Raw genomic sequence first — 20,731 nt, forward strand, 5'->3', positions numbered from 1 at the left:
TCCGTTAGAGCGTCCTGAACACCAGTAACAACAGGCAGGCAAAGACCGGTACCGCAGCCGTCAGGCTATCAATACGATCCAGAATACCGCCGTGTCCTGGAATTAAGTGACCACTGTCCTTAATACCTGCTTCACGCTTAAACATACTCTCGGTCAGGTCACCCAGCACGGAGGCCAGGGCTGCAACGATGGAGCAAATGAGCAAGGTGACAGGCGCAACTTCAAGATTCGCCCACATGCCATAACCCCATGAGATCACGGCCGCAGTGGCGAGTCCGCCAAAAAAACCCTGCCAGGTTTTACCAGGAGAAACCTTCGGTGCCAGCTTATGTTTGCCAAATAGCTTACCAAACATATACGCACCAGAGTCCGCTCCCCAGACGAGGATCATGACATACAGCAGCCATAGCGCGCCACTATAATGATTCTCATCATAGTGCCATGCACGCAGCGCCAGCATTCCCCAAAAGAACGGGACAATGGTTAACACGCCGAAAATTATGCGTAATGTTTTGGAATTACGCCAGACCGACGCAGACCCTGGGTAAAACAATACCAGTAACAGCGCTACGACCCACCAGCCCAGCGACGCCCACAGCGATACTTCAACCAGCGGTTGATGGATATCGCGATGGTATTCTGGCAGCAAAAATAGCATCAGTGCCAGCAATAGCCCGCACAAAACCGCCAGCCAGACTCGCTGCGTACGCGTGGTAAAACCGCTTAACTGTCCCCATTCCCAGGCGGCCAACATACAGACGACCAACGTAACAATGGCGAACCCCACCGGCGGCAGCAAAAACAGCGCCGCGATGACAACGGGTATTAAAACAAAAGCAGAAATCAGGCGATACTTCAGCAAAAGCGACCCCCATCAGGCTTTTTCATCACCGGGTTCGGTGCCGCCGAAACGACGCTCACGATTAGCAAAGGCATGCAGCGCACCTTCAAAGTCTTGTTCATCGAAATCGGGCCAGAGAACATCGGTAAAGTAAAGTTCGGCGTAGGCAATTTGCCACAACAGAAAATTACTAATTCGGTGCTCTCCCCCAGTCCTTATCACTAAATCCACAGGAGCCAGCTCATGCATACAAATTTGCTGCCCAAGCATCTCTTCATCGATTTGCTCAGGATGCAGCACACCGTCCTGCACCTGTTGTGCCAGTTGCCTGACTCCCTGGACAATATCCCACCGTCCACCGTAATTCGCTGCAATATTCAGCGTCAACCCGGTATTCTGGGCGGTAATCGCTTCTGATTTGCGAATCCGTTCTTGCAAACGTGAGTTAAATCGACTGATATCCCCGATAATACGCAGGCGTACGTTATGGCGATGCAGGTTTTTCACTTCGCTATCAAGTGCCCACACAAACAGTTCCATTAACGCGCTCACTTCCTGCGCAGGTCGGTTCCAGTTCTCACTGCTAAAGGCATACAGCGTTAACGCATCAATACCGTTATTTGCAGCAAAAGAGACAGCCCGGCGGACGGATTTTGCTCCAGCCTTATGCCCAAAGGCGCGAATCTTCCCTTGCTTTTTCGCCCAGCGGCCATTGCCATCCATGATAATTGCGACATGGCGACAACCATGTGCTGGCAAATTTTCGCTTAATGGTTTAGTTGCAGACAACATAACGCGTTATTAGTCCCTGAAAGGATTTACGGTACTCAGGAATACTGAAGCCTATCCACAAAAAAGCCGTGTCAAACCACGGCTTACCCGACCGAAAAAAAGCAAATACCCGCGATCGGGTGGCGCAGACTATATCACTGAAGCCCAACGCTAACAAATAGCACGATTCTCCGTAGAGGGATTATCATCAGCTTGAGAGTCGCATCACTTCTTTTCTGGCGACTTCCCGCGCGATGGCATCGACCTTCAACACGTCGTCAACGCTCTGCGGTTCCTGCAAATCCATCTTATCCAGTACAGATAAATTGAGATCGGCAATATCGGTAAATCGGATCTGCTGCGCCAGGAATGCGGCAACGGTAATTTCATTCGCGGCATTGAGTGCGGTCGTCGCCGCCTGACCTTGCTCAAACGCGTCCATCGCCAGTTTCAGGCACGGATAACGCTGGTAATCAGGTGCGGAAAACGTCAACGCACTGAGTTTGCAAAAGTCGACAGGCTTAACACCGGACGTCACACGTTCTGGCCATGCCATCGTATGGGCAATAGGTGTACGCATATCAGGTTCACCCAACTGCGCCAGAACACTACCATCCTGATAACGGACCATCGAATGAATAACCGACTGCGGGTGAATCAGCACTTCCATCTGGCTTGCACTGGCATTAAATAACCAACGCGCTTCAATGTATTCCAGACCTTTGTTCATCATGGTGGCGGAATCGACAGAGATTTTTCGTCCCATCGACCAATTCGGATGACGGCATGCCTGATCGGGGGTCATAGAGACCAGATCGCGCAATGGCGTTTCACGGAATGGGCCACCAGACCCGGTAAGCAGAACTGACATGACGCCGTTTTGCTCAAGGTCAGCGTATCCCAGATTGTGTTGGATAGGTTGCGGTAAACTCTGAAAAATCGCGTTATGCTCGCTATCTACCGGCAAAAGCTGCGCTTTGTGGCGTTTCACGTCGTCCATAAACAGACGACCGCAGGTCACCAGAGATTCTTTATTCGCCAGCAAAATGCTTTTGCTCGCACGAATTGCCGCCAGCGTCGGCAGCAAACCCGCTGCGCCGACAATCGCCGCCATGACCTGATCAACATCATCCAGCGCAGCCATATCACAGGCAGCCTGCTGCCCGCTCATCACCTCGGTACGGCTACCCTGTGCCAAAAGAGCAGCTTTTACCTGTGCTGCGCTTTTTTCATCATCCATTACCGCATAGCGAGGCGCAAACTCCAGGCATTGCTCTACCATACGGGCAACATTTTTACCCGCTACCAACGCAGCAACACGAAATTTTTCCGGGTTATGGCGTACTACATCCAGCGTACTGCAACCAATGGAACCGGTTGATCCCAGGATGGTTAATTGCTTCATCGGACATCCAGAAGAATTTTACTCGTCATACTTCAAGTTGCATGTACGTTGGCTTTACTCGACCTTCGACGTCACCGCCTTCCTGCAACTTGAATTATTTAGAGTATGTAGACAGAAAAAAGCAAAACGCCGCCATCCAGCCTTCTCAGGCCTTCTAAGCGGCGTTTTTAGCGTACAGGCGAATCAGAACTGCATCAGTTCTGCTTCTTTCTCTGCCAGCGCCGCATCAACTTTCTTGATTGCTGCGTCAGTCAGTTTCTGTACGTCGTCCTGAGAACGGCGATCGTCATCTTCGCTGATCTCTTTTTCTTTCAACAACGCTTTCACTTTGTCGTTTGCATCGCGGCGTACGTTACGTACCGCAACACGCGCGCCTTCAGCTTCACCACGTACGATCTTGGTCAGATCTTTACGACGTTCTTCGGTCAGCGGCGGCAGCGGAACGCGGATGTCAGAGCCCGCAGAGCTTGGATTCAGACCGAGGTCGGAAGCCATGATTGCTTTCTCAACGGCTGGACCCATAGAACGGTCAAATACGTTGATTTTCAGGGTACGGGAATCTTCAACCGTTACGCTTGCCAGCTGGCGCAGCGGAGTCGGCGTGCCGTAATATTCCACGACAATACCATCCAGCAGGCTAGGAGAAGCACGACCCGTGCGAATTTTGCTGATTTGGTTTTTGAACGCTTCGACGCATTTGTCCATGCGTACTTCAGCATCTTTTCTGATATCGTTGATCACGTTACGAATCCTTGAAAGCTTGTTTCAGTCAGACCATACCCGCCACGCAAGATGTGACAAGTATAGTCTTGATTAATTTTGAGGGACGTATCCCGCGACATTAAAGCGGAATATTACCTGCATTTAGCCGCAACGGGAATTATTCCGTGATTAACGTGCCTTCTTTTTCACCCATAACAACACGGCGCAGTGCACCTGGTTTGTTCATGTTAAAGACACGAATCGGTAATTTGTGGTCACGAGCCAGCGTGAACGCGGCAAGATCCATTACTTTCAGCTCTTTATCCAGTACTTCAGTGTAGGTCAACTGTTCGTACATGGTCGCCGTTGGATCTTTAGCCGGGTCGGCAGTAAATACGCCATCGACTTTGGTGGCTTTCAGAACCACATCCGCTTCAATTTCAATACCGCGCAGGCAGGCTGCAGAATCGGTGGTGAAGAACGGATTGCCGGTACCCGCAGACAAAATAACAACGCGGTTGTTACGCAGCAGGCTGATAGCTTCGGCCCAGCTGTAGTTATCACACACGCCGTTCAGAGGAATTGCGGACATCAAGCGAGCGTTCACATAGGCGCGGTGAAGCGCATCGCGCATCGCCAGACCGTTCATTACGGTGGCTAACATGCCCATGTGGTCGCCCACAACGCGGTTCATCCCCGCTTTCGCCAGACCAGCGCCACGGAACAGGTTACCACCACCAATCACTACGCCAACCTGAATACCCAGCTCAACCAGCTCTTTGATTTCCTGAGCCATGCGGTCGAGGATGCTTGCATCAATACCGAAGCCTTCTGAACCTTGCAGAGCTTCGCCACTTAACTTAAGCAGAATACGTTTGTAGACGGGTTTTGCATTGGTAGCCATGTTTCTTTCCTGAGACTGTCAACGAATGAGATGAGTTAATTCCGGCGACATTGTATGTCGCTTTTCAGCATGACCACTATAGCGGTTCGCTGAATTTACAAGCCAGACACAAAAAGAAGCCGCCCTCAGGCGGCTCCTTTAAAAATTAAGACTGCTTGGACATCGCAGCAACTTCTGCTGCAAAGTCAGTCTCAACTTTCTCGATGCCTTCACCCACTTCAAAGCGGATGAAACCAGTTACGTCAGCGTTATGCTCTTTCAGCAGCTGACCAACAGATTTGCTCGGTTCCATGACGAAAGGCTGACCGGTCAGAGAAACTTCGCCGGTGAATTTCTTCATGCGGCCTTCAACCATTTTCTCTGCGATTTCTTTCGGCTTGCCAGACTGCATAGCGATGTCCAGCTGAACCTGGTATTCTTTTTCTACCACTTCAGCGGAAACGTCTTCCGGTTTAACGAATTCTGGTTTGCTTGCAGCAACGTGCATTGCCAGCTGTTTAACCAGTTCTTCGTCAGCGCCAGTTGCAGCAACCAGAACACCGATACGAGCACCGTGCTGGTAGTTACCCAGAACTTCGCCTTCCAGGGAAGCAACGCGACGGATGTTGATGTTCTCACCGATTTTAGCAACCAGAGCAACACGTTCTTCTTCGAACTGTGCTTTCAGAACTTCAACGTCAGTGATTTTGCCAGCAACGGCAGCGTCCAGTACTTTGTCAGCAAATGCCTGGAAACCAGCATCTTTAGCAACGAAGTCAGTCTGGCAGTTAACTTCCAGAATGAAAGCGATGTTGCCGTCGATTTTGGTTTTGATTACGCCGTCAGCAGCAACGTTGCCTGCTTTTTTCGCCGCTTTGATTGCACCGGACTTACGCATGTTTTCGATTGCCAGCTCGATGTCGCCATTAGCTTCAGTCAGTGCTTTTTTGCAATCCATCATGCCTGCGCCAGTACGCTCACGCAGCTCTTTTACCAGGGATGCGGTAATTTCAGCCATTCTAAAATCCTCGGAAGATTTGATCTGCCCGGCATGAAACCGCACAGATTTAAAAGTGAAAAAGGGGGCCATATACAGGCCCCCTAACCAAACGTGATACTACCTGGCCTATATCCGTCATTCTTCCAGCTGCAGGTGCGTTGTTTTCCTTACTCACCCCAGTCACTTACTTATGTAAGCTCCGGGGGATTCGTTGCGTCAACGCCTTCCTGCAACTCGAATTATCTTGGATATATAAGGGGGCGCTCTAACGAGCGTGCCTTATTATTCAGCTTCTACGAAGCTTTCTTCCGCCTGGGAAGCCAGATCCTGAGAACGGCCTTCACGAACGGTAGTAGCTACAGCGCCCAGGTACAGGGTCACAGCACGGATTGCGTCGTCGTTACCCGGGATAACGAAGTCAACACCGTCCGGATCAGAGTTGGTATCAACGATAGCAAATACTGGGATACCCAGGTTGTTTGCTTCTTTGATAGCAATGTGCTCGTGGTCAGCATCGATTACGAACAGAGCGTCCGGCAGACCGCCCATGTCTTTGATACCGCCCAGGCTGTTTTCCAGTTTCTCAAGCTCACGAGTACGCATCAGCGCTTCTTTCTTGGTCAGCTTTTCGAAAGTACCGTCCTGAGACTGAGTTTCCAGATCTTTCAGACGTTTGATGGACTGACGAACGGTTTTCCAGTTAGTCAGCATACCGCCCAGCCAGCGATGGTTCACGAAGAACTGGTCGCAGCTGTTAGCAGCTTCTTTCACCGCTTCGCTTGCAGCGCGTTTAGTACCAACGAAAAGGATTTTACCTTTACGAGCAGAGATCTTGTTCAGTTCAGCCAGAGCTTCGTTGAACATCGGTACAGTTTTCTCAAGGTTGATGATGTGAACTTTGTTACGCGCACCGAAGATGAACGGCTTCATTTTCGGGTTCCAGTAACGGGTCTGGTGACCGAAGTGAACACCAGCCTTGAGCATGTCGCGCATGGAAACAGTTGCCATGATTAAAACCTCTATATATAAAAGTTGGGGTTAAGCCTCCACGCATCCCATATTACCGACCCCAAAGGGCACCCCGGAATATGTGCCGATACGTGTGTGTTGTTACACAAAGTGAGATTTGTCGCTCCCGTCCATCGTGTGTAGTCTTCGAATGGATCGGAAGTCCGGCGCGCTTTATACCACAAATACGCCACCGACACCAATAATTGTTGGCGGTCTGTGCTGAATGAACGATGAATTTCGTGTTACAGGAAGGCGGCAAATTTTTGAATCCCCGGGAGCTTACAACCAGTAAGTGACTGGGGTGAAAAAATGTAGCCAACGCATCTGTGGCACGAAAGGCGAAGTTCAGAATGATTCTCAATTTGGCAGGGTACACCCCAGACTGATACCATTGGCAGCACTTAAACAATTATTGCCGATATCATCGGCACTGATGGACAGAATTTATGGCTATCTCAATCAAGACCCCTGAAGAAATCGAAAAAATGCGCGTCGCTGGCCGCCTGGCCGCTGATGTACTGGAAATGATCGCGCCGTTTGTTAAACCGGGCGTCAGCACCGGCGAGCTGGATCGCCTCTGTAATGACTACATCGTGAATGAGCAGCAGGCTATTTCCGCCTGCCTGGGCTATCACGGCTATCCGAAATCCGTATGTATCTCTATTAATGAAGTCGTGTGCCACGGGATCCCGGACGACGCCAAACTTCTGAAAGACGGCGACATCGTCAACATCGACGTAACCGTGATTAAAGACGAGTACCACGGCGATACCTCCAAGATGTTTATCGTCGGCAAACCTACTATTCTGGGCGAGCGTCTGTGCCGCGTCACGCAGGAAAGCCTGTACCTGGCGCTGCGGATGGTAAAACCGGGCATTCGCCTGCGCACGCTGGGCGCTGCAATTCAGAAATACGCGGAAGGCGAAGGTTTCTCTGTTGTTCGTGAATACTGCGGTCACGGTATCGGTCGCGGCTTCCATGAAGAGCCACAGGTTCTGCACTACGATGCAGACGACGGTGGTGTGGTACTGCAGCCGGGCATGACGTTCACCATAGAACCGATGCTGAATGCCGGTGATTACCGCATCCGCACCATGAAAGACGGCTGGACGGTGAAAACCAAAGACCGGAGCTTGTCTGCACAGTACGAGCATACTATTGTAGTGACGGAAAACGGCTGTGAAATTCTGACGTTACGCAAGGATGACACCATCCCGGCGATCATCACACACGGCGAATAATGTTTTGCCTGATGGCGATGCATTCGCATCTTATCAGGCCTACAAATTGTACTACTTAGTAGGCCGGATAAGGCGTTCACGCCATCATCCGGCTTTTTAATGGGTGGCGCATAATGAATACTCTTCCTGAACAGCACGCAAATACTGCCCTCCCCACCCTGCCTGGCCAACCGCAAAACCCAGGGACATGGCCACAGCAAGATCTCAACTGCTCTGGCATTAAAGCGCATATCGACACCTTCCAGAACTGGTTAGGCGAAGCGTTTGACAGTGGAATTTCCGCAGAACAGCTCATTGAGGCCCGCACCGAATTTATTGACCAACTGCTACAGCGTTTGTGGATAGAAGCTGGGTTCGGGCAAATAGCCGATCTGGCGCTGGTTGCCGTTGGCGGCTACGGGCGAGGCGAACTGCACCCGCTTTCCGATATTGACCTGCTGATCCTGAGTCGTAAAAAGCTGCCTGATGCGCAGGCCGAGAAAGTCGGTGAGCTGTTAACGCTGCTATGGGACGTGAGGCTGGAGGTTGGGCATAGCGTACGTACGCTGGAAGAGTGTCTGCTGGAAGGATTGTCAGATTTAACCGTCGCCACCAACCTGATTGAAACTCGCCTGCTGATCGGCGATGTGGCGCTGTTTCTGGAGCTGCAAAAGCATATTTTTAGCGAAGGTTTCTGGCCTTCCGACAAGTTTTACGCTGCCAAAGTGGAAGAGCAGAATCAGCGCCACCAGCGCTATCACGGCACCAGCTACAACCTGGAGCCGGACATCAAAAGCAGTCCCGGCGGCCTGCGCGATATCCATACCCTGCAATGGGTGGCGCGTCGCCATTTTGGTGCCACCTCACTGGACGAAATGGTCGGCTTCGGCTTTTTGACACTGGCAGAACGTGCCGAGCTGAATGAATGTTTGCATATCCTGTGGCGGATTCGCTTCGCCCTGCATCTGGTCGTTAGTCGTTACGACAACCGCCTGCTGTTTGACCGCCAGCTCAGCGTGGCGCAACGGCTAAACTACGGCGGCGAAGGCAACGAGCCTATCGAGCGGATGATGAAAGACTATTTCCGCGTCACCCGACGGGTCAGCGAACTGAATCACATGCTGTTGCAACTGTTCGACGAGGCGATCCTCGCCATGCCCGCCGATGAAAAACCGCGCCCGATTGATGACGACTTTCAACTGCGCGGCACGTTGATCGATCTGCGCAACGACGATCTGTTTATCCGCAAACCCGAAGCGATACTGCGGATGTTTTACATCATGGTGCGTAACAGCGCGATCAGCGGGATTTACTCCACCACGCTGCGCCATTTGCGTCATGCCCGCCGTCATTTAACGCAGCCGCTGTGCTACATCCCGGAAGCGCGATCGCTGTTTCTCAGTATGTTACGCCATCCGGGTGCGGTGAGCCGCGGTCTGCTGCCGATGCATCGCCATAGCGTGTTGTGGGCCTATATGCCGCAATGGTCGCATATAGTCGGCCAAATGCAGTTTGACCTGTTTCATGCCTATACGGTGGATGAACACACCATCCGCGTAATGCTCAAGCTGGAAAGTTTTGCTAACGAAGAGACCCGTCAGCGCCATCCGCTGTGTGTGGATCTATGGCCGCGTCTGCGACAGCCGGAGTTGATTCTGATTGCCGCGCTGTTCCACGATATCGCCAAAGGTCGCGGCGGCGATCACTCGGTGCTCGGCGCTCAGGACGTGCTCAAATTCGCCGAACTGCACGGCCTGAATTCCCGCGAAACGCAGCTGATCGTGTGGCTGGTGCGCCAGCATTTGCTGATGTCGGTGACCGCTCAGCGCCGCGATATTCAGGATCCCGAAGTAATTAAGCAATTCGCCGAAGAGGTACAAACGGAACACCGTCTGCGCTTTTTGGTGTGTCTGACCGTCGCGGATATTTGCGCCACCAACGAAACGCTGTGGAATAGCTGGAAGCAAAGCCTGCTACGTGAGCTGTACTTCGCAACGGAAAAACAACTCCGTCGTGGCATGCAAAATACGCCGGATATGCGTGAGCGTGTACGCCATCATCAGCTTCAGGCGCTGGCGCTACTGCGAATGGACAACATTGATGAAGAAGCGTTGCACCACATCTGGTCACGCTGTCGCGCCAACTACTTCGTGCGTCACAGCCCAAATCAGCTGGCCTGGCATGCGCGCCATCTGCTGCAACACGATCTCAGCAAGCCGCTGATCCTGCTCAGCCCACAGGCCACGCGCGGCGGGACAGAAATTTTCATCTGGAGCCCTGACCGCCCTTACCTGTTTGCCGCCGTCTGCGCTGAACTGGACAGGCGTAATCTTAGCGTCCACGATGCGCAGATTTTCACTACCCGCGATGGGATGGCGATGGATACGTTCATCGTGCTGGAACCGGACGGCAGCCCGTTGTCTTCAGATCGACACGAAGCGATCCGTTTTGGACTGGAACAGGCCATCACGCAGCGCAGTTGGCAGCCACCGCAACCGCGTCGCCAGCCGGCAAAATTACGCCACTTTACCGTCGATACTGAAGTTACCTTTTTGCCGACCCATACCGACCGAAAATCATTCCTGGAGCTTATCGCTCTCGACCAGCCCGGCCTGCTGGCGCGGGTCGGGCAGATTTTTGCCGATCTGGGAATTTCGCTGCATGGCGCCCGAATTACAACCATTGGCGAGCGAGTAGAAGATTTATTCATAATCGCCACCGCCGACCGGCGCGCCCTTAATAATGAGCTGCAGCAGGAAGTGCATCAACGGTTGACAGAGGCCCTCAATCCAAACGATAAAGGGTGATGTTTTTATTTATTATGGAAAGAGTTTAACAATGCAGCAGTTACAGAACGTTATTGAGTCCGCTTTCGAGCGCCGTGCCGACATTACTCCGGCAAATGTAGATACCGTAACCCGCGAAGCGGTGAATCAGGTTATTTCTTTACTGGATTCCGGTGCACTGCGCGTCGCAGAGAAGATTGAGGGTCAGTGGGTCACGCATCAGTGGCTGAAAAAGGCGGTCCTGCTCTCTTTCCGTATTAACGATAATCAGGTCATCGAAGGTGCGGAAAGCCGTTACTTCGATAAAGTACCGATGAAATTCGCCAACTACGACGAAGCGCGCTTCCAGAAGGAAGGTTTCCGCGTGGTTCCGCCTGCGGCCGTGCGTCAGGGTGCATTTATCGCCCGTAACACCGTGCTGATGCCATCTTACGTAAACATCGGCGCTTATGTTGATGAAGGTACGATGGTTGATACCTGGGCGACAGTCGGTTCCTGTGCGCAAATCGGTAAAAACGTACACCTGTCCGGCGGCGTTGGCATCGGCGGCGTACTGGAGCCGTTGCAGGCTAACCCAACCATCATCGAAGACAACTGCTTCATCGGCGCACGCTCTGAAGTGGTTGAAGGCGTGATCGTCGAAGAAGGTTCTGTTATCTCCATGGGCGTGTACATCGGTCAGAGCACCCGTATTTACGATCGCGAAACTGGCGAAGTGCATTACGGTCGCGTTCCGGCAGGCTCCGTGGTCGTCTCCGGCAACCTGCCGTCGAAAGATGGTAAATACAGCCTGTACTGCGCGGTGATTGTGAAGAAAGTCGATGCCAAAACGCGTGGCAAAGTGGGAATCAACGAACTGTTGCGCACTATCGACTAACAGCGATTTGAAAAAGCGGGCTTAGCCCGCTTTTTTTACATCTGCGAGTGGCATAAACAAGGCTTTTCGTTAATTATTCAATGGTTATAGTGAGCTTAAGGGTACCGCTATGTATGACAATCTGAAAAGTCTGGGCATTACTAATCCTGAAGAGATCGATCGTTACAGCCTGCGGCAAGAAGCCAACAACGATATCCTGAAAATCTATTTCCAAAAGGATAAAGGCGAGTTTTTTGCCAAGAGCGTGAAGTTCAAATATCCCCGTCAGCGCAAAACGGTGGTAGCTGATGGCATCGGCCAGGGTTACAAAGAAGTGCAGGAGATCAGTCCCAACCTGCGCTATGTGATCGATGAACTGGATCAGATCTGCCAGCGCGATCGCAGCGAAGTCGATCTTAAACGCAAGATCCTTGATGATTTACGTCATCTCGAAAGCGTCGTGACCAACAAGATCAGCGAAATTGAAGCCGATCTGGAAAAACTGACGCGTAAATAAGCCGTTTGTTGCCGGATGGCGGCGTCTTACGCCTTATCCGGCCTATAGGTATATCCTCGTAGGCCTGATAAGCGTAGCGCCATCAGGCAGTTAATCAATGTTGTTCATCCAGTTGTAACGCCACATACAGCAGCAGTCTGTCGTCAAAATTCCCCAGATCCAGCCCGGTCAGTTCTGAAATACGATTCAGGCGATATTCCAGCGTATTGCGGTGAATAAACAGTGCCTTTGAGGTGGCCAGCGGCTGGACGTTATGACGAAACCATGCCGCCAATGTCCGACGCAGCAACCCATTGTTATCCATCGCTTTCAGCCTCACCAACGGACGCGCCAGCTCATTGGCCTGCCAGCCGCCGCGCAGGCTGTCCAGCAGTACTGGCAGCATCAAATCCTGATAGAAATAGCTACGGCTTTCCGGCATCCGCTGCTTGCCGACCATCATGGTAGTGCGCGCCGTACGATACGAACGGGCAATGCTACCGGGCCCGGTAAAATAGTTGCCCAGCGATACGCGAAAACGCAGCTGTCCGTTCTCTTTCATACGGGCAATAAGCTGCTCAACGCGCTTACGATGATCTTCAGCGTCCCAGCGGCCAAACTGATTGAGCGCCGGTTTCAGCACCACCATCTCGGTCAGGGAAACAATCGCAATCAGATTATTACGTTCGGGTGTGGTCAACGCATTCTGCAATTGCTGTAACTCCGCCATCGCACTGTCAACGCCAAGCTGGCCACTATCGACCTCCAACACCGCCACCACGCGTGGCTGGTTCAAATCAATGCCTAAACGCTGGGCCCATTCCATCAGCGCTGGCGTATTCTCTTCCGCCTGAATCAGGTTCATCACCAGCTCTTCACGCAGACGGCTATCCTGCGCTAACAGATGCATCAAACGCGACTGTTCCAGCATCATTTCGGCGGTCATACATACTAACTCGCCGTATTTGCGCAGATGCTCCGGCTCGCCGGTAAGGCCGATAACGCCAACGATTTCGCCTTCCAGACGTAGAGGCAGGTTTATCCCCTGTCGTACACCGTGCAAGTGACGTGCCACCGCATCGTCGATATCGACCACCCGACCCTGCGAAAGCACCAGCAGCGCGCCTTCGTGCAATTCACCAATACGTTCGCGATCGCCGCTGCCGATTATCCGCCCACGGGCATCCATTACGTTGATATTGGTATCAATGATGCGCATGGTACGCGCCACGATATCCTGCGCCATTTTGGTATCAAGATGCCAACCAGCCATAAACCCCTCCTGTGAGCAGAGCTCAAGCATAGGGAAGATAATAAGCGGCGACATTGTGCAAATGCACAAAGCGAAAGGGAGAAGTATGGAGTTGTGGGAAGTATCACAAAAAGAAACCCCTTCCTGTACAGGAAGGGGTTGAGGGAGATTACTGCATCAACAGATAGATGGAGCTGTCACCGCGCTGAATGTTCAGCGCCAGTACAGCCGGTTTGCTGTCGAGGATTTTGCGCAGTTCAGCGATGTTTTTCACCGGCTGCTGGTTCGCGCCGATAATCACATCCCCTTTCTTCAGGCCAATCTGTGCAGCCGGAGAATTCGGTTTCACGTCGCTTACCACGACACCTTTGTCCTGGCCTTTGTTGCTCATATCGGCACCTTCGATGCCTTTAAAGATAGAGCTGGAGTCAACCTGAGTCTGGCTGCTCTGCTGCAATTCCAGGTTCACGGTGACCGGCTTGCCGTCACGCAGCAGACCCAGGGTGATTTTGCTGCCAACCGGCATCGTACCGACCTGCGCACGCAGGGCGGCGAAGCTGCTGATAGGTTTGCCGTTCAGGGAGGTAATCACATCCCCGGCTTTAATCCCCGCTTTCGCTGCGGAAGAGTTCGGCATCACCTGGCTGACGAATGCGCCACGCTGAGCGTCAACTTTCATCGCTTTCGCCAGCTCAGAGCTCAGCTCGGTACCCATAATGCCCAGCTCACCGCGTTTAACCTGGCCAAACTCAACCATCTGCGAGGTCAGGTTTTTCACCATGTTGCTTGGGATCGCAAAACCGATACCGATGTTACCGCCGTCCGGCGCGAGGATCGCGGTGTTAATACCGATCAGCTCACCGTTCAGGTTGACCAGCGCACCACCGGAGTTACCCCGGTTGATCGCAGCATCCGTCTGGATGAAGTTCTCGTAGTTTTCCGCATTCAGGCCGCTACGGCCCAGTGCAGAAACGATACCGGAAGTCACCGTTTCACCGAGGCCAAACGGGTTACCAATTGCCACGGTGTAATCACCCACGCGCAGCGCATCGGAATCTGCCAGCTTAATCGCCGTCAGGTTTTTCGGATCCTGAATTTGGATCAGCGCGATATCGGAGCGCGGATCTTTACCCACGATCTTCGCGTCAAATTTACGACCATCGCTCAACTGAACTTTAATCACCGTGGCGTTATCTACCACGTGGTTATTGGTCACGACATACCCTTTCGCGGCATCAATAATTACGCCGGAACCGAGTGCCATAAATTTCTGCTGCTGGCCGCCGCCATTGTCAGCGCCCGGTGCGCCGCCCTGGCAGAACGGAGAACTCTGGAACGGAGAACCGTCCTGGCAGAACGGTGAATTATCACCGAAGAACTGCTGGAAATTACGCGGCATGCGCGGCGTATTTACCGTCGTGCTCCCCTCGACGTTAATACTTACCACCGATGGCATCACTTTTTCGAGCATCGGGGCCAGGCTTGGCATCTGTTGGGCGGTCATTGCTGAAGACGACGTCTCAGCCGCTGTAGCAGACAGGGGGGACAACGCCAAACCTAAACTCAGAGCCAGTGCACTCATTGCTAATGTGGTTTTTTTCATGTGTTTCGTTCTCGATTAACAGGTAACGCAAAATTGCTGTATACGTCAGAGTTGTTTTATAGCGCTAAGTTCCAGAATTAAGTTTAAGGAAAAAGTAAAATTTTATTGTCCGTCTTTACAAATGAGTATTTATTGTTCTACGGCCATCAAGCGACGATATTCATCCCAGGCATACAAATCTGTCATTCCGCTGATATAATCCTGAATCAGCCGGCAGCGATAATAATATTCCAGAACCGAATACTCGGCGCACCCCGTCGATATTTTACTAACCGCCTCAACATACGCAAGACGATGGCGGGTAGACAACTTCTGAAATAAACGGGACTCGATAGGAAAACGTTTTACTCTTTCATTGTCGACCAGTTCAGAAAAATCTGACTGAGACATTTTTAATAACGGCTGATAGATCTCCAGCAACCCGCTGATCACCCGATAGCCCTGTAGTTCCAGTTGTTCAACATCCGGATGGCTAAACACATGTTTTACCGCCACATTTTTATAAACACCCAGTAGCTGGCTGAAGCTACTGGCATCTTCTAGCAGCGCATGATTAAAGCTGCCTTCATAAATCTGCGGCAAATTATCAATAAACCGCTGGGCCGCATATGGCACCAGTTTATTCAGCGTATTGACGCGTAAATACATAAAGAACTGATCTTCGGTACTCCGGCTTAATGTATTTGAACGTGACTTCTCCCAGGCGTTTTCAACAACCTGGCTAAACAGGGAACCTTTTTCATGCTGCCCCCACGCCTCATGCAGGTGGTGATAAAGTTGCTCGACGCTAAAGATTCTTTTCTCAACGGCATCTTCCAGATCCGCCACGCAATAAGAGATATCATCGGCAGCTTCCATAATCCAGGTTAATGGAAAGCGACTGTAAGGCGCTAATGATAATTCTTTACGCAACCGCTCAATATACGGTTCTTCAGAAAGGTAATAACCCGGCTTCTTCATTAAATAGTTGTGTGTCTCGGGTGCACTGCCGCGCCACCACGCCGGACGGGTATATTTTAAAATACCGCCAACCTGCGCCCAGGTAAGGTTCATACGCATCAACGTATGCACAAGGCGAATACCCTGCGCATTGCCTTCAAAATGGCACAGGTCCTGGCGCACCTTGCGGCGAATATCATTCAGCGACTCTTCGCCTTCACGCAATCGTAATGCCGTCACCTGGCAACGGTCATCACTTAGGGGCTGACTTTCTGCGTCTGCGGGATACAGTCGCTGGCGAAACCAGTCATTAATTGCCGCCTCCCCAAAATGGCCAAACGGCGGATTACCAATGTCATGCATCAGGCAGGACATTTCGACAATACTCTCAAATGGCCCTGTCAGTTCATCCAGGCCATACTGCTCCAGCAGCTTTAGTTCTTTCAGTCGGCTGAGGATCTCTTTCGCGATATAGCGCCCAACCTGCTGAACTTCCATCGAGTGCGTCAAGCGCGTGCGTACTGCCGCATTACGCTCCAGCGGAAAGACCTGCGTTTTTTGTTGCAGTCGGCGAATTGCCGGAGAATTGATAATACGTCCGCGATCGCTTTCGAAAATACGCAGGATCTCATGCTCAGTCTTCACGCCCTGCGGCGAACGGTAACGACGATGCCAGTTTATTTTTTTTCGGAAATCGATCTGTGCCATGTCCTCTCCCGCCTGAGAAATGCGCTACCCCTTAAGCGCATGATAGACTATGCCCTCAAATCTGGCTTATCGCGAGTAAATCTATGAAAATCGGCATCATTGGTGCAATGGAAGAAGAAGTTACGCTGCTGCGTGACAAAATCGAAAACCGTCAGACCATCGCGCTCGGCGGTTGTGAAATTTACACCGGCCAACTGAACGGTACAGAGGTTGCGCTGCTGAAATCGGGTATCGGTAAAGTGGCTGCGGCACTGGGCGCTACGCTGCTGCTTGAACGCTGCAAGCCGGACGCCATCATTAATACCGGTTCTGCGGGTGGCCTGGCCTCTACGTTGAAAGTCGGGGATATCGTAGTTTCTGACGAAGCGCGCTATCACGACGCCGACGTCACTGCCTTTGGCTATGAATTTGGTCAGCTACCGGGCTGCCCGGCTGGTTTTAAAGCCGATCCTGCGTTGATTGCTGCCGCAGAGTCTTGCATCGCCGAACTCAATCTGAACGCCGTTCGCGGACTTATCGTCAGCGGCGACGCATTCATTAACGGTTCCGTGGGACTGGCTAAAATTAAGCATAACTTCCCGCAGGCTATTGCCGTTGAGATGGAAGCGACCGCAATTGCGCACGTTTGCCACAACTTTAACGTGCCATTTGTCGTGGTTCGCGCTATCTCTGACGTTGCCGATCAGCAGTCCCATCTCAGCTTTGACGAATTCCTGGTGGTTGCCGCGAAGCAGTCAAGCCTGATGGTTGAAACGCTGGTACAGAAACTGGCGCATGGCTAAATTACTCTCCAGGGCGCTGGTCGCCCTGCTTTTCACTCTCCCGGCGTTCCTTTACGCCGCGCCGCGTGTTGTGACGCTTTCTCCTGCCAATACTGAACTCGCTTTTGCCGCTGGCATTACCCCCGTTGGCGTCAGCAGCTATTCAAACTACCCGCCAGAAGCCAAAAATATTGAGGAAGTCTCAACCTGGCAAGGGATGAATCTTGAACGTATTGTGGCGCTGAAACCTGATTTGGTCGTCGCCTGGCGCGGGGGAAATGCTGAGCGGCAGGTGAATCAACTGACCTCTCTGGGAATTAAGGTCATCTGGGTGGATGCCGTTACCATTGAGCAGGTTGCCGATGCGCTACGCCAATTAGCAGCATGGAGCCCCAAGCCTGAACAAGCTAAACAGGCGGCGCAAACCATGCTTGATGACTATGCTTTACTTAAATCTCAGTATGCCAACAAACCGAAAAAACGCGTGTTTCTCCAGTTTGGTGCCAATCCTCTGTTTACCAGTGGAAAAGGTTCTATTCAGCACGAAGTTCTTGAGGTATGCGGCGGAGAAAACATCTTTGCCGGTAGTCGGGTTCCCTGGCCGCAGGTTAGCCGTGAGCAGGTCCTGGCACGAGCCCCCCAGGCTATTGTTGCAACCGGCGGTCCAGGCGAAACTCTGAAAATTGAGCAATACTGGGGAAACCAGCTAAAAATACCCATTATTACACTTAATAGTGACTGGTTCGAACGCGCGAGCCCGCGTATTATCCTCGCCGCAAAACAACTCTGTAATGCGCTTTCACAGATAAATTAGCGCCTGCCCCCACCAGGTCTGTTGTGAGGATTTAAAAATGCTCGTCTATTGGCTTGATATTGTCGGCACCGCGGTATTTGCAATCTCTGGCGTATTACTGGCCGGAAAATTACGTATGGATCCGTTTGGCGTCCTGGTACTCGGCGTGGTTACCGCCGTTGGTGGTGGTACGATCCGCGATATGGCGCTGGATAATGGACCGGTTTTTTGGGTTAAGGATCCGACCGATCTGGTGGTGGCGATGATCACCAGCATGCTGACGATCCTGTTGGTACGTCAACCAAGACGCATACCGAAATGGATCCTTCCGGTGCTGGATGCCGTTGGTCTGGCTGTGTTCGTAGGTATTGGGGTCAACAAGGCATTTCTCGCAGGAACAGGGCCGCTGGTGGCGATTTGTATGGGGGTGATTACCGGCGTTGGTGGTGGGATCATTCGCGACGTGTTAGCGCGTGAAGTCCCGATGATTTTGCGCACCGAGATCTACGCCACAGCCTGTATTATCGGCGGGATCGTGCATGCGACAGCGTTTTATACCTTTGATGTTTCACTGGAAAACGCCAGTATGATGGGGATGATTGTCACGCTGCTGATTCGGCTTGCCGCCATTCGCTGGCATCTAAAATTGCCGACGTTTGCGCTGGATGATAACGGGCGTTGATATGACGATACAGAACATGTAGGCCGGATAAGGCGTTTACGCCGCTATCCGGCACATTGCCCGGTGGCGCTACGCTTACCGGGCCTACAACATCAGACCATCAGTATTACAGACAGCAATCAGATGCTGAAAGAAGAACCACACCCGCAGGTGCTTTTCGCATTCGGGTTAGTCACAACAAAGCGGGAACCTTCCAGACCTTCGGTATAGTCAACCGCGCCGCCCACCAGATATTGCAGACTCATCGGATCAACGACCAGACCAACACCTTGTTTCTCGATGGTCATATCACCTTCATTGACCTGATCATCAAAGGTGAAACCGTACTGGAAACCGCTGCAACCACCGCCAGTGATATACACGCGTAATTTCAGATTCGGGTTATCTTCGTCAGCGATCAGGCTTTTAACTTTATTGGCTGCTGCTTCAGTAAATTGCAGTGGCAGCGCTACGTCATCACTCATATTTTGCTCCAAACGACATCGGCAATTGGGTAAATTTCAACCCAATATTTTGTGCCATTATCTAATACCCTGGTATTTCGTTCAAGTATTCTCGCCAGCGGCAGTACCCTGGCTTTTTGCCGCCTGCTCCGCTTCCTGTTTTGCCAGCGTACGAGCCAGGATAGTCGAGTATAGCGGCTTTCCGCCCATAAATTGGGCTAATAGTGTTGCGCCAAGACAGGTAATAATCATTGGCAAAATGAGCTGATAGTTATCGGTCATCTCCAGCACCAGTACAATACCTGTTAGCGGCGCACGCACCGAAGCAGCCAACAAAGCCCCCATTCCGGCAATGGCAAAGGTTCCGGCCTCCAGGTGATACTGCGGAAAAGAGGCCGCCGCAGCCATACCGAACGCCGTACCAAGCAACGTCCCCAACGCCAGCATCGGGGCAAAGATCCCACCGGGCGCGCCGGATGAGAAGCACAGCAGCGTGGTGACGACCCGGGTGATAAATATAAACAGCAGTAGACCGACGCTAAAATTGCCTGCTGCGGCAATCGGGATCAGGTTAAAGCCACCGCCTGCCGCTTCAGGTTGAATTAATCCCAGGATCCCGCACAGACCGCCGATCGCGCCGCCCATCAGCACCCATTTTTTAATTTCACCGCCGTGAAAGCGCTGGAACATATCCTGGGTGCGCAACACCATGGTGTTGAACAATGGCCCGACACAGCCAAAAATAAGCCCGAGCACGAGATACAGCCACAGCGTATTCACCGGCGCATTAGACAGTTTCCCGACTTCAATTATCGGGGCTTCACCGTTGAAAACACGAAACACAATGCTCGACATAATAACGCCGGTAAACACGGCTTTGATCGACACAAGGTTATAGCGAAACTGCGGGCGCATCTCTTCAATGATGAACAGGATCCCCGCCAGCGGAGCGTTAAACGCCGCCGAAAGGCCCGCAGCCGCACCGGTAGCCAATAAGGTATGCCGCGCTTCGGCGCTACGCATGCGGAAAATATCCAGCACCATGCGCCCGAGGTTACCGCCAATCTGCACGGTCGGACCTTCTCGCCCAAGCACCATGCCAGCACCCAGCGTGCCCATGCCGCCGATAAATTTCACCGGCAGGACACGCCACCAACGCACAGGTCGCAGCTCTTCCAGCGCACCTTCAATCTCTGGGATCCCCGAACCACCGGCTTCCGGCGCAAATTTACGCACCAGGAAATAGCCGACCATCGCCAGCAACGCCGAGAGAATAAACGCCAGCGGCCACAGCAGAATGTCATGGTCCGCAACCTGAGCCAGCGCGCCAATGCGCTGATTCTGCACCCAGGTCACCGCTTTCTCAAATGCCACGCCAACAAGCCCTGTCACAGTACCTACTACTGCAGCCATCAACAGGATCGCCAACGGCGTTTTGTCTCGTTCCAGGAGACGACGAATTTGATCCCTGCGGCGTAAACGCACAATTTGCTGTGCTTCAAAAGAGGGAGTGTCTGTCTTCATCAGATGATCATTAATTGGTAATACAAATACGGAATCGGCATTCTACTCGCACATT

At 52.2% G+C, this 20,731-nt stretch carries 20 protein-coding genes; 7 read left to right on the forward strand and 13 right to left on the reverse strand.

The genetic code is table 11. From position 1 onward, the window contains the following. Positions 1-4: 4 nt before the first annotated feature. The 7 genes from cdsA to rpsB form a co-directional block, all read right to left on the reverse strand. On the reverse strand, positions 5-862 hold the full coding sequence (gene cdsA, locus OGY08_RS08220) for a phosphatidate cytidylyltransferase (protein WP_008786267.1): 858 nt from the start codon (positions 860-862) through the stop codon (positions 5-7). 12 nt (positions 863-874) lie between these two features. Then, on the reverse strand, positions 875-1,633 hold the full coding sequence (gene ispU / locus OGY08_RS08225) for a (2E,6E)-farnesyl-diphosphate-specific ditrans,polycis-undecaprenyl-diphosphate synthase (protein WP_008786266.1): 759 nt from the start codon (positions 1,631-1,633) through the stop codon (positions 875-877). 187 nt (positions 1,634-1,820) lie between these two features. Next, entirely contained in the window at positions 1,821-3,017 is a 1,197-nt protein-coding gene (ispC, locus tag OGY08_RS08230; protein ID WP_003829176.1) for a 1-deoxy-D-xylulose-5-phosphate reductoisomerase, read from the reverse strand. Between the two features lie 183 nt (positions 3,018-3,200). Beyond that, entirely contained in the window at positions 3,201-3,758 is a 558-nt protein-coding gene (frr, locus tag OGY08_RS08235; protein ID WP_003018547.1) for a ribosome recycling factor, read from the reverse strand. 139 nt (positions 3,759-3,897) lie between these two features. Beyond that, positions 3,898-4,623, reverse strand: a complete 726-nt coding sequence (gene pyrH / locus OGY08_RS08240; RefSeq protein ID WP_003018549.1) for a UMP kinase — start codon at positions 4,621-4,623, stop codon at positions 3,898-3,900. A 145-nt stretch (positions 4,624-4,768) separates the two neighbouring features. Next, a complete protein-coding gene (gene tsf / locus OGY08_RS08245; RefSeq protein WP_003018551.1) occupies positions 4,769-5,620 on the reverse strand; it encodes a translation elongation factor Ts in 852 nt (283 codons plus the stop codon). Positions 5,621-5,884: 264 nt separating this feature from the next. After that, on the reverse strand, positions 5,885-6,610 hold the full coding sequence (rpsB, locus tag OGY08_RS08250; RefSeq protein WP_003018553.1) for a 30S ribosomal protein S2: 726 nt from the start codon (positions 6,608-6,610) through the stop codon (positions 5,885-5,887). 449 nt (positions 6,611-7,059) lie between these two features. On the opposite strand from rpsB, the gene map reads away from it, so the two are divergent. The 4 genes from map (at position 7,060) to OGY08_RS08270 (ending at position 11,992) form a co-directional block, all read left to right on the forward strand. Further along, a complete protein-coding gene (gene map / locus OGY08_RS08255; RefSeq protein WP_003829182.1) occupies positions 7,060-7,854 on the forward strand; it encodes a type I methionyl aminopeptidase in 795 nt (264 codons plus the stop codon). A gap of 113 nt (positions 7,855-7,967) precedes the next feature. Then, positions 7,968-10,640, forward strand: a complete 2,673-nt coding sequence (gene glnD / locus OGY08_RS08260) for a bifunctional uridylyltransferase/uridylyl-removing protein GlnD (RefSeq protein ID WP_003829184.1) — start codon at positions 7,968-7,970, stop codon at positions 10,638-10,640. A 31-nt stretch (positions 10,641-10,671) separates the two neighbouring features. Further along, positions 10,672-11,496: a 2,3,4,5-tetrahydropyridine-2,6-dicarboxylate N-succinyltransferase gene (gene dapD / locus OGY08_RS08265; RefSeq protein ID WP_003829186.1), complete on the forward strand. Its 825-nt coding sequence runs from the start codon at positions 10,672-10,674 to the stop codon at positions 11,494-11,496. A gap of 109 nt (positions 11,497-11,605) precedes the next feature. After that, positions 11,606-11,992 carry a DUF3461 family protein gene (locus tag OGY08_RS08270; RefSeq protein ID WP_005132126.1) on the forward strand — a complete coding sequence of 129 codons (387 nt, stop codon included), beginning with the start codon at positions 11,606-11,608 and terminating at the stop codon, positions 11,990-11,992. Positions 11,993-12,086: 94 nt separating this feature from the next. Here OGY08_RS08270 and cdaR read toward each other — a convergent pair whose 3' ends face one another. The 3 genes from cdaR to dgt all read right to left on the reverse strand — a co-directional run bounded on the left by cdaR (position 12,087) and on the right by dgt (position 16,473). Further along, positions 12,087-13,244 carry a DNA-binding transcriptional regulator CdaR gene (gene cdaR / locus OGY08_RS08275; RefSeq protein ID WP_003829189.1) on the reverse strand — a complete coding sequence of 386 codons (1,158 nt, stop codon included), beginning with the start codon at positions 13,242-13,244 and terminating at the stop codon, positions 12,087-12,089. A gap of 148 nt (positions 13,245-13,392) precedes the next feature. Then, positions 13,393-14,826, reverse strand: a complete 1,434-nt coding sequence (gene degP / locus OGY08_RS08280) for a serine endoprotease DegP (protein WP_003829191.1) — start codon at positions 14,824-14,826, stop codon at positions 13,393-13,395. Between the two features lie 129 nt (positions 14,827-14,955). Continuing rightward, positions 14,956-16,473 (reverse strand): dGTPase, encoded by a 1,518-nt coding sequence (dgt, locus tag OGY08_RS08285; RefSeq protein ID WP_126956855.1) that lies wholly within the window; start codon positions 16,471-16,473, stop codon positions 14,956-14,958. 83 nt (positions 16,474-16,556) lie between these two features. On the opposite strand from dgt, the gene mtnN reads away from it, so the two are divergent. The 3 genes from mtnN to OGY08_RS08300 are packed head-to-tail and all read left to right on the forward strand — an operon-like array spanning position 16,557 to position 18,709. Beyond that, positions 16,557-17,255, forward strand: coding sequence for a 5'-methylthioadenosine/S-adenosylhomocysteine nucleosidase (gene mtnN, locus OGY08_RS08290; protein WP_003829195.1), 699 nt, complete (start codon positions 16,557-16,559; stop codon positions 17,253-17,255). After that, on the forward strand, positions 17,248-18,048 hold the full coding sequence (btuF, locus tag OGY08_RS08295) for a vitamin B12 ABC transporter substrate-binding protein BtuF (protein ID WP_003829197.1): 801 nt from the start codon (positions 17,248-17,250) through the stop codon (positions 18,046-18,048). Before mtnN ends, btuF begins: the two co-directional genes overlap by 8 nt. 37 nt (positions 18,049-18,085) lie before the next feature. Next, positions 18,086-18,709: a TRIC cation channel family protein gene (locus OGY08_RS08300; protein ID WP_003829199.1), complete on the forward strand. Its 624-nt coding sequence runs from the start codon at positions 18,086-18,088 to the stop codon at positions 18,707-18,709. 119 nt (positions 18,710-18,828) lie between these two features. Here OGY08_RS08300 and erpA read toward each other — a convergent pair whose 3' ends face one another. Genes erpA through clcA form a run of 3 tightly spaced genes read right to left on the reverse strand, consistent with a single transcriptional unit; the run spans position 18,829 to position 20,676 of the window. Then, on the reverse strand, positions 18,829-19,173 hold the full coding sequence (erpA, locus tag OGY08_RS08305) for an iron-sulfur cluster insertion protein ErpA (RefSeq protein ID WP_008786260.1): 345 nt from the start codon (positions 19,171-19,173) through the stop codon (positions 18,829-18,831). Beyond that, on the reverse strand, positions 19,166-19,231 hold the full coding sequence (gene yadW, locus OGY08_RS08310; RefSeq protein WP_122973801.1) for a small protein YadW: 66 nt from the start codon (positions 19,229-19,231) through the stop codon (positions 19,166-19,168). Before yadW ends, erpA begins: the two co-directional genes overlap by 8 nt. A gap of 23 nt (positions 19,232-19,254) precedes the next feature. Further along, entirely contained in the window at positions 19,255-20,676 is a 1,422-nt protein-coding gene (gene clcA, locus OGY08_RS08315) for a H(+)/Cl(-) exchange transporter ClcA (protein WP_032942400.1), read from the reverse strand. Positions 20,677-20,731: the final 55 nt, after the last annotated feature.

This window comes from Citrobacter sp. Cpo069, assembly GCF_030332785.1.
GTDB lineage: Bacteria > Pseudomonadota > Gammaproteobacteria > Enterobacterales > Enterobacteriaceae > Citrobacter > Citrobacter portucalensis.